The organism is Dongia sp., assembly GCF_041906375.1.
Lineage (GTDB): Bacteria > Pseudomonadota > Alphaproteobacteria > Dongiales > Dongiaceae > Dongia.
Genome location: NZ_JAYRJJ010000002.1, coordinates 286,067 through 299,454 on the forward strand (window position 1 = coordinate 286,067; position 13,388 = coordinate 299,454).

The window sequence follows — 13,388 nt, forward strand, 5'->3', positions numbered from 1 at the left end:
CCGCCCCGCGCAGATACGGAGAAAATGACCGCCGGATCCGAAAGAACGCGGGGCGCAGATGTGCGGACGGTTTGTGCAGAAGAGTCCGGCCAACCAGATGCAGAGTTTCTTTGACATCAAGGGGCCGGTGCCGAATTTCGGCCCACGCTACAACGTGGCGCCGACGCAGGATGCCGCCGTGGTGGTGGCCGAGACGGACGGGCGGCGGATCGAACTCAAGAAATGGGGCCTGATCCCCGCCTGGTCGAAGGAAGGCAAGGCCGAATTCGCCACCTTCAACGCCCGCGCGGAATCGGTGCGCGAAAAGCCCACCTACCGCGAGGCGTTCCGCAAACGCCGCTGCATCGTTCCCGCCGACGGCTTCTATGAATGGACCGGCCCCAAGGGCTGCAAGGTCCCGCATCTCTTCGAGCGGCGCGACGGCGCCCTGCTGGCGCTGGCGGGCCTCCATGAAAGCTGGCGCGCCAAGGACGGCAGCGAGACCGTCAATTCCTTCACCATCATCGTCACCGCCGCCAATGCCTGGATGCAGTCCTTCCACGACCGCATGCCGGTGATCCTTGAGGAAGCCGATGTCGACGCCTGGCTGAGCGGCACCCCGGACACCGCCGCCCAGCTACTCAAGAGCGCCGCCCCCGACGCGCTGCAAGAGCGCATCGTCTCGAAGCTGGTCAACAGCGTGAAGAATGAGGGGCCGGAACTGGTGGCGTGAGGGAATGCCTCAGGCCGGGCCCTTTTCCATCGGCATGCAGCCGGCGAGGAAGGTGGCGGCGGCCTTGACCGACGGGTTCTTCTGCAGGTCGCGGTGATAGGTGAGCCAGATGTCGCGCTGGAAGCTGAGTTGGCGAGGGCCGGCGGCCTTGAGGCCGAGGGCGGCGGCGATGAAATGCGGCAGGACCGCGAGGCCGATGCCGGCGGCCGCCGCCTCGGCCTGGGTCCCCAGATCGTTGCTGCGCAGCGCGACCTGCCGGTCGCCGTTCTGAAATCCGGCCATCTGTTCCTTCAGCCAGACCTGCTGCGGCAGGTCGTCGAGGCTTTCGTCGAAGGCGATGAAGGCGTAGTCGGGCGCGCGGGTCGCGGCCAGATAGGCGGCACTGCCATAGAGGCGATAGCAGAGCGCACCCACCTTGCGGATGACGAGACTCTGGTCCGTCGGGCGGGCGAGGCGCAAGGCGAGATCGGCTTCGCGCCGGAGCAATGAGACGTTGCGCGTTTCGCCAAGCAAGGTGAGGCGGATATCCGGATGGCTGGCGCGCAATCTGCCGAGATGCCGGGCGGCCAGGCGGGCCAGAAGTGGCGGGGCGCTCACCGCCAGATCAACCACACGGCTGTCCGCTCCACCCAGCAGATCGCGTTCGATGGCGAAGGCCTCGGTTTCCATGGCGCGGGCGTGTGCCACGACACGTCGCCCGGCCTCGGTCAGTTCATAGCGGCGCGGTCGACGGTCGACCAGTTGCGCGCCGAGTTTCTCCTCGAGTGCCGCGATGCGCCGGGCAACGGTCGCGTGCTCGACCTTGAGCTTGCGTGAAGCGGCGGCAAGGCCGCCGCCATCGGCCAGCGCCATGAAATAGCGCAGATCGTCCCAATCAAGCATGGGCCGGCCCGAAGTCGGACGCCGTCGTCAATTCGCTATCCCCTATTCCTGCACATGCGATGGGAAAGGATGGGGAATTTAGCATGAGGCCGGGCACTGGCAAGTTGCGTGCATCGCAACCAGGCCGGATAGCCCCCATCATGAACGAGATCACCAAACCCGCAACGACCGATGCCGCCCAGCGCAAGATCGTCCATATCACCGCAAAACCCGGCAGCGGCGACGCCATGCGCGCAGCGCTGCTGGCGCTTGAAGCACCGACGCGATTGGAGGAAGGCTGCAGCGGCTTCACCTTCTTCCAGAGCCTCAGCGCGCCGGAGCATTTCCTGCTGATCGAGGAATTCGCCAGCGCCGCAGCGCTCGCTTTGCATATGCAACTGCCGCACACGCAGGCCTTCTTCGCCCGCGATCTGGTGGCGGGAATCGCACCGGTGGCGAAGGATTGGCTGTCATGAACTGGGAATTGCGCAAACTGCCGGCGCGGGCGCAGGTCGTCGTCATGCCGATGATCCTGTCGCTGCTGATGTCCGGCGTGGTCTCGAGCATTTCGACGCTGAAGGCCATCGGCTGGGCCGAGGTGACGTTGCCGCGGCTGCTGCAGGCCTGGGGTGTGTCCTATCTCATCGCTTTTCCGGCCGCCTTGCTGGTGATGCCGGTGGTGCGGCGCATCGTGGCGCTGCTGGTGGAAATCCCCGAAACGCCTGCATCCCAGCGCCGTCAGGGGCAGGCATAGGCCGGATTTACCACCCGTTAAGACTTTACTCCCCACACTCTGAAGTATTGTTAGCCAGTCCCAGCAACCCATACCGGTTGTAGGGTCAAGCGGGGCGAGGCCGGTTGGCGCATTCGCCATGGAGGCTGAAGTGACAGAGGTGGGGATCAAGCAGCCGGTGACGGAAACGGATGCCAAGGAAACGAGAGCCGATTTCGTCAGGCCGGATCGGGCCTGTTTCGATCTGGTTGCCGATACGGGGCCGGTCTTCCGCTCGCTGCGTGCCGAGAAGCTCTATCAGTATTGGCAGACGCGCCGCGCCGGTGCCCTGCCGCAGCGCGCGGATATCGACCCCGCAGAAATCAAATCGTTGCTGCCCTATGTGCTGATCGTCGACATCCACCGCGATCCGTTCCGCGTCTATTACCGCCTGGTCGGCACGGCGGTGGCGCATTTTTCGGGCCTCGATTTCACCGGCACGTTCCTCGACGAGCTGGCCTTCGACATCTGCGCCACGGATGATCTGCACCGCGCCTATAAATCGGTCTGCGATTCAGGGCGGGCCGGCATCGGCATGGCCTTTGCGCAGATCACGCACCAGACGGCGCTTGATGTCGAATACCTCATCTGTCCGCTGGTCGATGCACAGGGCATGGTGACACAATGCCTGGTGCTGGAAGATTATGTCGCCAAGGCCGGGATGGAGATCGGACGCCTGCGCCTGGCACGCCAAGCGTAAAAGCGGCCGCGCTGACCCAGCGAAAGAATCGACCGATCACGTTTTCGTGAAGTTGCCGGCGCTGCAAGTCGGGCCGCGCCGTAACCATCTCTATAAGAGATGGAAAGGCAGCGATATGCGATTGAAAATCAAACACGCAGTTCTTTCGAGCGCACTGGTCCTGGGCATTGCCCTGATGCCGATCGATCTGGCATCGGCCGATAGCGGGCAGTTGCGCGATCCGACGCGTTGCGGCCAGGGGAATGCCAATTGCCGCAACCTGCCGCCCTCCGCCAGCGACCGCATCCGCGACAAGCATCGCGCGCCATCGCGGCAGAATGAGCGCAAATCGGGCAACAAGCCGGGGCTAATGCAAACCTCGCCACTGCCGAGCGAAAGGCTGCGTTCGCCCAATGCACCAAGCTCAACCGGTCTCGACAAGGGCTCGACCGGCATCACGCCAGCGCCGAAAACCCGGCATATCGGGCATTAACCATCCTGGCGCGTGCCGGTTCTCCAATTTCAGCGCGGGGAACCAGCTTGGGGCGCGGGCCGTTTCTTCATCATGCTGCATTGGCTTCTTTCGGGAAGGTGCATGATGAAGATCAAGACCCTGACCATCGTGATGTTGCTAACATTTTCGAGCATGGCCGGCGCTGATTCCGCCCTGGCGCTGGGCGGCCCGCTGGCTTCGGCACCCGGCGGCGTCATGCTGGCAAATGTGCCGACGGGCGAGGATTTCGATACCGTATCGGAGCAGGAAGCAAAATTATGGGTGCTGAATGCCGGCTATGATCAGGTGTCCGGATTGTCGCGGGAAGGAAGCGGCGTCTTTCGCGGCACCGCGCTTCTGGGCGGTAACCTCTATGCCGTGGCGGTCGATGCTGCCGGCAATGTGCTGGGCATCAAGCAGTAGCAGCACTGTTGCCCTTGTCGCCGCCCAGGCCGTTGTGGTGACTATTGTGGTGACGGTTGTGGTGGGGATGATGCTGGCGGGCACGGCGCTGGCGCAGAACAACACCGGCTATCCCAGCGGTACCCATTGCAAGGATCTGGTCGAGCCGCGTAGGTCGGCCTGCATCGACGCCTTCGATCCGCGGCCCAATCCGCGTGAGATCATCAACCAGCCGAAGTCAAACGCGCTGCAACCGCCCAAGCCGCGTGCCCTGGGGCAGAAGGCGACACCCACCAATCCCAAAGTGCCGCATACGGTGCCTCCGCCGATCCTGCGCGGTCAGCACAAATGGTGACGTCGCCATCCGCCAAAAAGACCCCTCCCGCACGAGGCGGGAGGGGTGACCGGATACTGCTGATGGGGCGTAAGGACGATGGGCTCGCTTACGGCAGCAGCACCGTGTCGACCACGTGGATGATGCCGTTCGACTGACGGACATCGGCGATGGTGACCATCGAAGTCTCGCCCTTGGCATCGGTGATGCCGATGCCGCCGCCCATCTGCTGCAGCGTCAGCCGCTCGCCATTCACCGTGGTGAGCATGGCCTTGCCGCCGCCGGCGGCAATGTCGGTCAGCAGGGTCTTGGCATCAAGCGCGCCCGGCACGACGTGATAGGTGAGGATCGAGCTGAGCGTCGCCTTGTTCTCCGGCTTCACCAGGCTTTCCACCGTGCCGGCCGGCAATTTGGCAAAAGCGGCGTCGGTCGGCGCAAAGACGGTGAAGGGGCCGGGGCTTTCCAGCGTCGCCACCAGATCCGCCGCCTTCACGGCCGCGACCAGCGTGGTGTGGTCCTTGGAATTCACCGCGTTCTCGACAATGTTCTTCGACTGATACATCGGCGCGCCGCCGACCATCGGGTTCTCGGGGCTCATCGCATGCGACGAACAGCCGGCCGCAATCGTGCACGCCAGCAGCGTGCCCAGAATCTTCAGGTTCATCTTCAGGTTCATGGAGGTTTCCTCTGTCGCTGTTTGTCGTGAGGCTTGTTCCTGCCTCACTGACCATGCTTACGGGCGGCTTTCGCCGTCGGATGCGTCGGCGAAGATAAATTTGCGGCCGGTGATCCGCGACCCGGCTCAGTCGCGTAACAGCGGCCTTGCTTTCCGCGTGGCCCGAGGTTGTGATGAATGCCTTGGGGAATTCGCAGGGGCGGACCGGCGCATGAGTGGAGCACAGACCTTCGACACCATCGTCATCGGCGGCGGCGTGTTCGGCATGTCGAGCGCCTTTGAGTTGGCGCGGCGCGGGCAGCGCGTGGCGGTGATCGATCGCTTCGGGAGCGGGCATGAGGTGACGTCGTCAACCGGCGCCTCGCGTTCGATCCGCGTCGCCTATGACCATCCTTTCTATGTGAACCTCGCCTTGGAGGCGATTGCCGGCTGGCACGATCTCGAAGCGCGGAGCGGGCACAAGATCCTGCACCTCACCGGGCAGATCGATCTGGGACCGGCAGCAAAGCTTGCCGCCCTGGCCGATCATGTGCGCGCTGCCGGGGTCGAGATCGCGGCGCTCGACGCGGATGGCGTGCGGGCGCTTTTCCCGGAGATGCATCTGCTGCCCCATGAAGGCGCGCTCTATCACGCCCATGCCGGCACGGTGCTGGCGGAAGTGGGGCTGATGGTGCTGGCGCAGGCGGCGGCCGAAGCCGGGGCCACGATCCTTGCCCCCGAGCGGGTGACGGCACTGGCGCCGGACGGTGCCGGTGTCCGTGTCGATACCGGGAAGCGGGAACTTCGCGCCGACCGCATCGTCATGGCGGCGGGACCGTGGAGCGGCGCGCTGCTGTCGCGCGCCGGGCTCGATCTGCCGCTGGCGCCGGCGGTGGCGCAGGTGACTTTTCTCGATGCGCCCGACCTCACCGAACGGCCGGGCCTGGCCGAATGGCAGGCCGTGGGCAAGGACGGCGCCGATGGCGGGCTCTATGGCCATCCGGTGCCGGGCATCGGCTACAAGATCGCCTTCGATGCGGGGCAGGCCGGCTGGGACAGCGAGGTCACGTCCTGGTCGCCGGATTTCGTCGAGGAACGACGCCTGCTCGACTGGTTTCATGCGCGCTTTCCCGACGTGCCGGCCAAGGTCGCGCGCACGCAGCGCCACCCCTGGACCATGACGCCGGATGCCGATTTCATTGTCGATGAAGCCGGCGGCGATTGGGGCCGGCGCCTCATCCTCGCCTGCGGCTGTTCGGGTCATGCCTTCAAATTCGGCCCCGCCTTGGGCCGTTTGGTTGCCGACGTGGCAGAGGGCGGAGCCGCGCCCGAATTGCTGCGCCGCGACCGGCCGGGATTGCTGGTCCAGGCAACGGCAACGGCACCGATCACGCGCTGAGCACCCTCATTTTTGCAGCCCCCTTATGCTGCAACCGCTATGTTGCCCCAGCGAATTGACCCATGCGCGTGATGGTGTAGGATGCGGGCCATAACCTTTGTTAAATCAAGGAATTGGGGTTGTTAAATGAGTGAGTCGAAAGGGCTGATGGCGGGCAAGCGCGGCCTGGTGATGGGCGTGGCCAATGACCGATCCATCGCCTGGGGGATTGCCAAGGCCGTGGCCGCACAGGGTGGCGAACTGGCCTTCACCTATCAGGGCGAAGCGCTGGAGCGCCGCGTGAAGCCGCTGGCGACGTCGATCGGCGCCGATATCGTGGTTCCCTGCGACGTCACCGACGATGCCAGCATCGATGCGACCTTCGCCACGCTGAAGGAACGCTGGGGCACGATCGATTTCGTGGTCCATGCCATCGCCTTCTCCGACAAGGAAGAACTGAAGGGCAAATACGTCGCCACGACGCGCGGGAATTTCGCGCGCACGCTGGATATCTCCTGCTTCAGCTTCACGGCGGTGGCCGATCGCGCCAAGGATTTGATGCCGAATGGCGGCTCGCTGGTGACGCTGACCTATCTCGGCGCCGAGCGCGTCATGCCGCATTACAACGTCATGGGTGTCGCCAAGGCGGCACTCGAATGCTCGGTGCGCTATCTCGCCGCCGATCTCGGCGACCAGGGCATCCGCGTCAACGCGATTTCGGCCGGTCCGATCAAGACGCTGGCCGCATCCGGCATCGGCGACTTCCGCCAGATCCTCCGCTGGAACGAACTCAACGCTCCCCTGGTGCGCAACGTCACCATCGAGGATGTGGGCGGGGCCGGCCTCTATTTCGTTTCCGACCTGTCGCGCGGTGTGACCGGCGAACTGCATCATGTCGACAGCGGCTACAATGTCGTCGGCATGCTGCGGCCGGAATCGGCGGTGGAACTCACCGAGATGCTGCGCAATTTCTCGAAGACCGATTCATAAGAAGCGGCAGCTAGATGTCGCATAACAGCTTCGGTCATCTGTTCCGCTTCACCACCTGGGGCGAAAGCCATGGCCCGGCCATCGGCTGCGTCGTCGACGGGACACCGCCCGGCATCGCCATCACGCCGGCCGATATCCAGCATTGGCTGGACCGCCGGAAGCCCGGCCAGTCGCGCTTCGTCACGCAGCGGCGGGAGCCGGACACGGTCGAGATCCTTTCCGGCATGTTCGAGGGCAGGAGCACCGGCACGCCGATTTCGCTGATGATCCGCAACGAGGATCAGCGCAGCAAGGATTACGGCAAGATCGCCAGCCAGTTCCGCCCGGGTCATGCCGACTATACCTATTGGGCCAAGTATCAGGGCATCCGCGACTATCGCGGCGGCGGCCGCTCGTCGGCGCGCGAGACGGCGTCGCGCGTGGCGGCGGGCGCCATTGCGCGCAAGGTGCTCGATCACATCCTGCCGCAGGCGGTCGAAATCAGGGGTGCCCTGGTGCAGATCGGCCCACACAAGATCGATCGCCGGGCCTGGGATTGGGGTGAGGTCGAGAAGAATCCCTTCTGGTCGCCCGATGCCGTGACGGCCGCGGTGTGGGAGGAATATCTCGACAGCGTGCGCAAATCCGGTTCATCGATCGGCGCCGTCGTCGAGGTGGTAGCAAAGAATGTGCCGGTCGGATTGGGTGCGCCACTCTATGGCAAGCTCGATGCGGACCTCGCCGCCGCCATGATGAGCATCAACGCGGTGAAGGGTGTCGAGATCGGCGCCGGCTTCGATGCCGCAACGTTGAGCGGCGAAGAGAATGCCGACGAGATGCGCATGCAGGACGGCAAGGTCGCCTTCCTCAGCAACAAGGCGGGCGGCATCCTGGGTGGCATCTCGACCGGCCAGGACGTCGTGGTGCGCTTTGCGGTCAAACCCACCTCCTCCATCAACACGCCGCGCAAGGGTGTCACCACCGAGGGCGGCGAAGTGGATGTCGTCACCACCGGCCGCCATGATCCTTGCGTCGGTATCCGTGCGGTGCCGGTGGGCGAAGCGATGATGGCGATCGTGCTGGCGGATCATCTGTTGCGGCACCGGGGCCAGATCGGCCTGTGACTTCAGTACTTCAAGCCAGAAACCAGGTTTGACTTTCTGACCACTCTGTTACGTTCATCGCCTTGCCAGTGCGCGGCCTTGTCATCGCGCCGCGCCTAATCACGGGATCCAATGCAAGCAGACAAATTGCGGTGGAAGAAGAAGACGGCAATCGATGCACCGGCGCTCAAGGCGCTCGAGACAGCGTGGCGGGGCTGGGCGCTGGAAGACAGCTTGCCGCGGCGGGACCGTTTCGACCCCATGGATTTTCCGGCATTGCTGCCCTGGATGATCCTGGGCGAGATCGCCGACAAGCCCAATGCCATCCGGCCCTATGACGTGCTCTATCGCTATATCGGCACCGAATTCGCCCATTATTTCCAGGCGCAATCCGTCACGCGCATGCTGCTCAGCGATGTCGGCCAGCCTTATGCCGAACGCTGGTTCGCCGTGACCGATGCCGCCACGAAGGCGAAGGCGCCCTGCTATTTCAAGGGCGCCCCCTTCGGCACCGATTACGAATACATCGCGCTGGAAATGCTGGCCCTGCCTTTTGCCCGGGATGGCGGCGAGGTCGGCTTCGTGCTCAGCGCCTTTGCCCGCACCGAGGAATTGCTGCTTTAGCCGCGCTTCAGCACCGCCACCAATTCACTGTGCTGCGACCAGAGGAACTGGTCGAGGATGGTGAGGGCGGTCATCTTGAAACCGGCATCGACCAGCAGGCGCGCATCGCGGGCGAAGCTTGCCGGATTGCAGGAGACGGCGACGACCAGCTTCACTTGCGACTTCGCCAGCATGCGGACCTGCATCTCGGCACCGGCTCGCGGCGGATCGAAGATGACGGCGTCGAAGGGCTTGAGGTCACCCGGCGGCAGCGGCGACTGATCGAGATCGCGCGCCAGGCCCTCGACCCGGCCCGACAGCTGCGCGCGGTTGACGGCGGCGATGAGGGACGCCACCGCGGGCTTCGCGCTGTCGACGCTGAGGACACGCGCGCGCTTGGCCAGCGGAAAACTGAAGGTGCCGCAGCCGCCATAAAGATCGGCGACGCGCTTCGATTTGCCGATTCCGGCCAGCACCGCCGCGACCAGGGCCGCCTCGCCTTCAACGCTCGGCTGCAGGAAGGCGCCGATCGGCAGGTCGACCGTGATATCGGCAAAGCGCACCTGCGGCACGCGCGCCATGACGATCGGCTCCGGCTGCGCCTTGCCATGTGCCCAGGAGACGCGCGCGAAATCAGCCTCGCGCGCCACGCTAATGAGCGATTGGCGCCGCGCCTCGGCCAGATTGTCGGCCGATAGCACCAGCACGTCGAGACCCGTCAGCGTCTCGGTCACCTGGATGTCGGCCTTCTGCTTGTTGTGAAGGGCCATGGCGGCAAGGCTGCGCAGATGCGGAAGGCTCGCGCGCAAAGCCGGGGTCAGCAGCAGGCAATCCTCGAGCGGCACGATCTCGTGGCTCATGGCGGCATGGAAGCCGAGGACCACCCGGTCCTTGTCCTTATGGGCTGCAAAGACAGCGCGGCGGCGACCGCCCGGTATCGTGCCGACGAAATGCGTCTCAGGAGGCAGGCTGAGGCCACGCGTGGCGAGGGTCGCTGCGACCTGCGCCTGCTTCCAGGCGCTGTAATCGGCAAGCGCCATATGCTGCATGGCGCAGCCGCCGCATTGCGTGAAGACCGGGCATGGCGGCACGACGCGATTGGCAGCGGGTGCCAGCACGTCGATCAGCCGGCCGGTGAAGGCATTGTTGCCCTTCACCTGTAGGCGCACGCGGACCCGGTCGCCCGGCAGCGTATAGGGCACGAAGACCTGGGCGCCTTCATAGCGGCCGATGCCATCACCTTGCGCGCCGAGGGTTTCGATCGCGAGGTCGACGGTCTCGGAGGTGCCCGATTGCGGCGCGTTAGTCATGCCCATCTCCCTTGCGCGCCGCGATGAGGAATTCCTTGTTGCCTTCCGGGCCCAGGATCGGGCTTTCGACGATGCCGAGCACCCGCCAGCCCGGCTGGTTGCCGAACCAGGCCTCGATACGGGCGCAGACTTCGTCGTGGAGGACGGCATCGCGCACCACGCCGCCCTTGCCCACACGGTCCGGGCCGACCTCGAATTGCGGCTTGATGAGAGCGACACACCAGGCGCTGGACTTGGTGAGCGCCAGCGCCGCCGGCAGCACGGTTTCGAGGCCGATGAAGCTGGCGTCGCACACCACGATATCGAGCGGGTCGGGAATCTGCGCCGGGGTGATGTGGCGCGCATTGGTCTTTTCCAGCACCACCACGCGGCTGTCTTGGCGCAGTTTCCAGGCGAGTTGGCCATGGCCGACATCGACCGCATAAACCTTGGCAGCACCATTGGCGAGCAGCACGTCGGTGAAGCCGCCGGTCGAAGCACCGATATCGGCGGCGATGCGCCCCGAAACCGGGAGGCCGAAGGCCTCGATACCTTTAGCAAGTTTCAGACCGCCGCGGCTGACCCAGGGATGATCCTGCCCCTTCACATTGAGCGGCGCATCGAGCGGGATCTGGTCGCCGGCCTTGGCAATGCGCTTGGTGTCGCTGTAGACGAGGCCCGCCAGAATCAGCGCCTGCGCCTTCGCTCGCGTTTCCACGAGCCCGCGATCCACGAGCAGCTTGTCGACACGTTCCTTGGCCATCGACTTAATCTAGCACAAGATGGCGGCGGGAAAGATGGAGGAAGCGGAGCAGCAGCATGGTGCCGGACGCCGCGAGGCCGATGGCGAGACCCCACCACACGCCCGGGCCCTTCACGTCAAGCACATAGGCCAAGGTGATGCCGCCGCCGATACCGAGGACCCAATAGCCGATGAAGGCGATCAGCATCGGCACCTTGGTATCCTTGTAACCGCGCAGGGCGCCCAGGGCCGAGACCTGCAGCCCGTCGAAGAACTGGAAGATGGCGGCGATGGGGAAAAGCGTCATGGCGACGGAGAAGGCGGCGGCATTCCCGGCATCGGCGATGTCGAGATAGAAACCGCTGATCCAGACCGGTGCCAGCCACATGATGAGCGCGCCGAACAGCATCCACAGCAAGGCAAGTGCGATGGCGACGAGGCCTGCCTGACGCGCATCGGTAGGCCGTCCGGCACCCAGCGCATAGCCCACGCGCACCGTACCGGCCTGGCCCATCGCATAGGGGATCATGAAAGTGATGCTGGTGACGTTGAGGACGATATTGTGAGCTGCCAGCGGATCGGTGCCGAAACCGGCCATGGCCGCGGTCGAGCCAAAGAACATGCCGGATTCGAAGAGATAGGCACCGGCGATGGGCGCCCCCACCACCAGCATCTCCTTGAGCAGCTTGCCGTCGGCCTGAGCGAGATGCCGGAAGACCGGATAGGCCGAGAAGGGCCGGAAGCGATGCACATAGAGGGCGCCGAGGATAAATTGGATCCAGCAGATGATCGTGGTGGCAAGGCCGATCGCCGGAACGCCCATGCCGCCCCAGCCGAAGGCGCCGAACATCAGCAGATAGAGGATGCCGATGAAGATCGGCAGGATGATGAGGCCGATGATGGTGATGGCGACCGGCCGCCCCAGAACGGTGACGAAGTTGCGCAGCGTATGGAACCAGAGAAAGGCCGGCACGGAGGGCAGCGCCCACCAGAGCAGCTGCTCGATGGCCGGGATGTCGAGGGCGAATTCGGGGTCATGCGCCGCAACCATGCGCAGCACCGGCCCGACACCCAGCATGAACAGCATCACCGGGACCGAGAGAATGGTGGCAAGACGCAGGCCCTGACGCATGATGCGCAGCAGCTCGTCGGGCTTGTCGGCCCCATGTGCGTGCGAGCCCAGAGCGGCGACGGAATAGAGCGCGCCCATGGCGAGGATCTTCGGCACGAAGAGGATCTGCGCGCCGAAGCCACCGGCGGCGAAGGCCGCGGCACCCAGGCGCCCGGCCATGGCGTATTCCGCCACACCCATGGCCATTTCAACCAACAGCGCAACGGCGATGGGCGCCGCCAAACTGATGGTGGCGAAAATGGACTGGAGAAGGGGCAACCGGCTTTCCGCCGCGCCCTTCCGGGAGCCGGCGGAAAGGGTTGTCATGAAGCTATTTCCGTTCCGTCAGCTCTTCCGGTTGATGACGAATTCCGTCATCCAGCGCAAGGGATCGGCCTTCTTGCCGAAGATGTCGAGATGGGCGTTGGCCTGATCGCCCAGGAGCCGCGCCTGCTGGCGCGCGCGCTCCAGCCCCAGGATGGAGACGAAGGTCGCCTTCCCCGCCGCGGCATCGGCGCCGGTCGGCTTGCCGGTCTCAGCCGCGTCGCCCTCGGCATCGAGGAGATCGTCGACGATCTGAAAGGCAAGGCCCAGATCGTGGGCATAGCCGATGAGGGCGTGGCGCTGTTCCTTCGAGGCATGGCCCAGGATGGCGCCCGCTTCGCAGGAGAAGGCGATGATGGCGCCGGTCTTCAGGCGCTGCAGATGGGTGATGGCGCCGATATCGAGGGTCTCGTTTTCGGAAGCGAGGTCGATCATCTGCCCGCCGACCATGCCGGCGGCACCGCCGGAAACGGCCAGGGCATGGCAGAGCTCGGCGCGCACGCCGCCATCGGGATGGGTGTCGGGATGCGCCAGCACTTCGAACGCCATGGTGAGGAGCCCGTCGCCGGCGAGGATCGCGGTGGCTTCGTCGAACGCCTTGTGGGCGGTCGGCCGGCCGCGGCGCAGATCGCTGTCGTCCATGGCGGGCAGATCGTCATGCACCAGGCTGTAGCAATGCAGCATCTCGATGGCTGCCGCCGCGCGCAGGGCATAATCCTGATGCACGTTGAAAATGGCGGCGCTGTTGATGAGCAGATAGGGGCGGATGCGCTTGCCACCGCCCATGGTCGCATAGCGCATGGCCTCGTAGACGCGGGCTTCCGCACCGCTCACCGGCTGGATGAGCTCGTCGAGCTTGCGGTTGACGGACAGGGCAGCGTCGTTCAGGGCGTTCTCGATAGACACGGGGACCTCAGATTGAATCATGTGTGCAAATAGGAAGGACGTCAGTCGATATCGG

The 13,388-nt window shown here is 64.8% G+C and carries 17 protein-coding genes; 11 read left to right on the forward strand and 6 right to left on the reverse strand.

Annotation, left to right across the window (positions count from 1 at the left end; genetic code table 11):
- Nucleotides 1-58 precede the first annotated feature (58 nt).
- Entirely contained in the window at nt 59-712 is a 654-nt protein-coding gene (locus ACE3OA_RS07980; RefSeq protein WP_374309758.1) for an SOS response-associated peptidase, read from the forward strand.
- 9 nt (nt 713-721) lie between these two features.
- Here ACE3OA_RS07980 and ACE3OA_RS07985 read toward each other — a convergent pair whose 3' ends face one another.
- Nucleotides 722-1,594 carry a LysR family transcriptional regulator gene (locus tag ACE3OA_RS07985; RefSeq protein WP_374309760.1) on the reverse strand — a complete coding sequence of 291 codons (873 nt, stop codon included), beginning with the start codon at nt 1,592-1,594 and terminating at the stop codon, nt 722-724.
- Between the two features lie 140 nt (nt 1,595-1,734).
- On the opposite strand from ACE3OA_RS07985, the gene ACE3OA_RS07990 reads away from it, so the two are divergent.
- The 6 genes from ACE3OA_RS07990 (at nt 1,735) to ACE3OA_RS08015 (ending at nt 4,274) form a co-directional block, all read left to right on the forward strand.
- Nucleotides 1,735-2,049, forward strand: coding sequence for a putative quinol monooxygenase (locus tag ACE3OA_RS07990; protein WP_374309762.1), 315 nt, complete (start codon nt 1,735-1,737; stop codon nt 2,047-2,049).
- Entirely contained in the window at nt 2,046-2,327 is a 282-nt protein-coding gene (locus ACE3OA_RS07995) for a DUF2798 domain-containing protein (RefSeq protein ID WP_374309764.1), read from the forward strand. Before ACE3OA_RS07990 ends, ACE3OA_RS07995 begins: the two co-directional genes overlap by 4 nt.
- Nucleotides 2,328-2,457: 130 nt before the next feature.
- Nucleotides 2,458-3,045: a PAS domain-containing protein gene (locus ACE3OA_RS08000; protein WP_374309766.1), complete on the forward strand. Its 588-nt coding sequence runs from the start codon at nt 2,458-2,460 to the stop codon at nt 3,043-3,045.
- A gap of 115 nt (nt 3,046-3,160) precedes the next feature.
- Nucleotides 3,161-3,517: a hypothetical protein gene (locus ACE3OA_RS08005; RefSeq protein WP_374309768.1), complete on the forward strand. Its 357-nt coding sequence runs from the start codon at nt 3,161-3,163 to the stop codon at nt 3,515-3,517.
- A 102-nt stretch (nt 3,518-3,619) separates the two neighbouring features.
- Entirely contained in the window at nt 3,620-3,940 is a 321-nt protein-coding gene (locus ACE3OA_RS08010; protein WP_374309770.1) for a hypothetical protein, read from the forward strand.
- Nucleotides 3,941-3,977: 37 nt separating this feature from the next.
- Nucleotides 3,978-4,274, forward strand: coding sequence for a hypothetical protein (locus ACE3OA_RS08015; protein WP_374309772.1), 297 nt, complete (start codon nt 3,978-3,980; stop codon nt 4,272-4,274).
- An 88-nt stretch (nt 4,275-4,362) separates the two neighbouring features.
- Here ACE3OA_RS08015 and ACE3OA_RS08020 read toward each other — a convergent pair whose 3' ends face one another.
- Nucleotides 4,363-4,929, reverse strand: a complete 567-nt coding sequence (locus ACE3OA_RS08020; protein WP_374309773.1) for a fasciclin domain-containing protein — start codon at nt 4,927-4,929, stop codon at nt 4,363-4,365.
- A 211-nt stretch (nt 4,930-5,140) separates the two neighbouring features.
- Between ACE3OA_RS08020 and ACE3OA_RS08025 the strand changes: the two genes are divergently transcribed.
- The 4 genes from ACE3OA_RS08025 to ACE3OA_RS08040 all read left to right on the forward strand — a co-directional run bounded on the left by ACE3OA_RS08025 (nt 5,141) and on the right by ACE3OA_RS08040 (nt 8,982).
- On the forward strand, nt 5,141-6,307 hold the full coding sequence (locus ACE3OA_RS08025) for an FAD-dependent oxidoreductase (protein ID WP_374309775.1): 1,167 nt from the start codon (nt 5,141-5,143) through the stop codon (nt 6,305-6,307).
- Between the two features lie 126 nt (nt 6,308-6,433).
- On the forward strand, nt 6,434-7,276 hold the full coding sequence (gene fabI / locus ACE3OA_RS08030) for an enoyl-ACP reductase FabI (RefSeq protein ID WP_374309777.1): 843 nt from the start codon (nt 6,434-6,436) through the stop codon (nt 7,274-7,276).
- Nucleotides 7,277-7,290: 14 nt separating this feature from the next.
- Nucleotides 7,291-8,379 (forward strand): chorismate synthase, encoded by a 1,089-nt coding sequence (gene aroC, locus ACE3OA_RS08035; protein WP_374309779.1) that lies wholly within the window; start codon nt 7,291-7,293, stop codon nt 8,377-8,379.
- Nucleotides 8,380-8,490: 111 nt separating this feature from the next.
- Nucleotides 8,491-8,982 (forward strand): PAS domain-containing protein, encoded by a 492-nt coding sequence (locus ACE3OA_RS08040; RefSeq protein WP_374309781.1) that lies wholly within the window; start codon nt 8,491-8,493, stop codon nt 8,980-8,982.
- Here the strand turns inward: ACE3OA_RS08040 and ACE3OA_RS08045 are convergent.
- Genes ACE3OA_RS08045 through ACE3OA_RS08060 form a run of 4 tightly spaced genes read right to left on the reverse strand, consistent with a single transcriptional unit; the run spans nt 8,979 to nt 13,354 of the window.
- Nucleotides 8,979-10,271: a class I SAM-dependent RNA methyltransferase gene (locus ACE3OA_RS08045; protein ID WP_374309783.1), complete on the reverse strand. Its 1,293-nt coding sequence runs from the start codon at nt 10,269-10,271 to the stop codon at nt 8,979-8,981. The two genes, ACE3OA_RS08040 and ACE3OA_RS08045, sit on opposite strands and share 4 nt — an antisense overlap.
- Nucleotides 10,264-11,013, reverse strand: coding sequence for a TlyA family RNA methyltransferase (locus ACE3OA_RS08050; protein WP_374309785.1), 750 nt, complete (start codon nt 11,011-11,013; stop codon nt 10,264-10,266). Before ACE3OA_RS08050 ends, ACE3OA_RS08045 begins: the two co-directional genes overlap by 8 nt.
- 4 nt (nt 11,014-11,017) lie before the next feature.
- Entirely contained in the window at nt 11,018-12,430 is a 1,413-nt protein-coding gene (locus ACE3OA_RS08055; protein WP_374309787.1) for an MATE family efflux transporter, read from the reverse strand.
- Between the two features lie 18 nt (nt 12,431-12,448).
- Nucleotides 12,449-13,354, reverse strand: coding sequence for a polyprenyl synthetase family protein (locus tag ACE3OA_RS08060; RefSeq protein ID WP_374309789.1), 906 nt, complete (start codon nt 13,352-13,354; stop codon nt 12,449-12,451).
- Nucleotides 13,355-13,388: the final 34 nt, after the last annotated feature.

Coding starts and splice junctions, on each gene's coding strand:
- ACE3OA_RS07980 (WP_374309758.1), top strand. CDS start 59: ATGTGCGGACGGTTTGTGCAGAAGAGTCCGGCCAACCAGATGCAGAGT.
- ACE3OA_RS07985 (WP_374309760.1), bottom strand. CDS start 1,594: ATGCTTGATTGGGACGATCTGCGCTATTTCATGGCGCTGGCCGATGGC.
- ACE3OA_RS07990 (WP_374309762.1), top strand. CDS start 1,735: ATGAACGAGATCACCAAACCCGCAACGACCGATGCCGCCCAGCGCAAG.
- ACE3OA_RS07995 (WP_374309764.1), top strand. CDS start 2,046: ATGAACTGGGAATTGCGCAAACTGCCGGCGCGGGCGCAGGTCGTCGTC.
- ACE3OA_RS08005 (WP_374309768.1), top strand. CDS start 3,161: ATGCGATTGAAAATCAAACACGCAGTTCTTTCGAGCGCACTGGTCCTG.
- ACE3OA_RS08010 (WP_374309770.1), top strand. CDS start 3,620: ATGATGAAGATCAAGACCCTGACCATCGTGATGTTGCTAACATTTTCG.
- ACE3OA_RS08020 (WP_374309773.1), bottom strand. CDS start 4,929: ATGAACCTGAAGATGAACCTGAAGATTCTGGGCACGCTGCTGGCGTGC.
- ACE3OA_RS08025 (WP_374309775.1), top strand. CDS start 5,141: ATGAGTGGAGCACAGACCTTCGACACCATCGTCATCGGCGGCGGCGTG.
- fabI (WP_374309777.1), top strand. CDS start 6,434: ATGAGTGAGTCGAAAGGGCTGATGGCGGGCAAGCGCGGCCTGGTGATG.
- aroC (WP_374309779.1), top strand. CDS start 7,291: ATGTCGCATAACAGCTTCGGTCATCTGTTCCGCTTCACCACCTGGGGC.
- ACE3OA_RS08040 (WP_374309781.1), top strand. CDS start 8,491: ATGCAAGCAGACAAATTGCGGTGGAAGAAGAAGACGGCAATCGATGCA.
- ACE3OA_RS08045 (WP_374309783.1), bottom strand. CDS start 10,271: ATGACTAACGCGCCGCAATCGGGCACCTCCGAGACCGTCGACCTCGCG.
- ACE3OA_RS08050 (WP_374309785.1), bottom strand. CDS start 11,013: ATGGCCAAGGAACGTGTCGACAAGCTGCTCGTGGATCGCGGGCTCGTG.
- ACE3OA_RS08055 (WP_374309787.1), bottom strand. CDS start 12,430: ATGACAACCCTTTCCGCCGGCTCCCGGAAGGGCGCGGCGGAAAGCCGG.
- ACE3OA_RS08060 (WP_374309789.1), bottom strand. CDS start 13,354: ATGATTCAATCTGAGGTCCCCGTGTCTATCGAGAACGCCCTGAACGAC.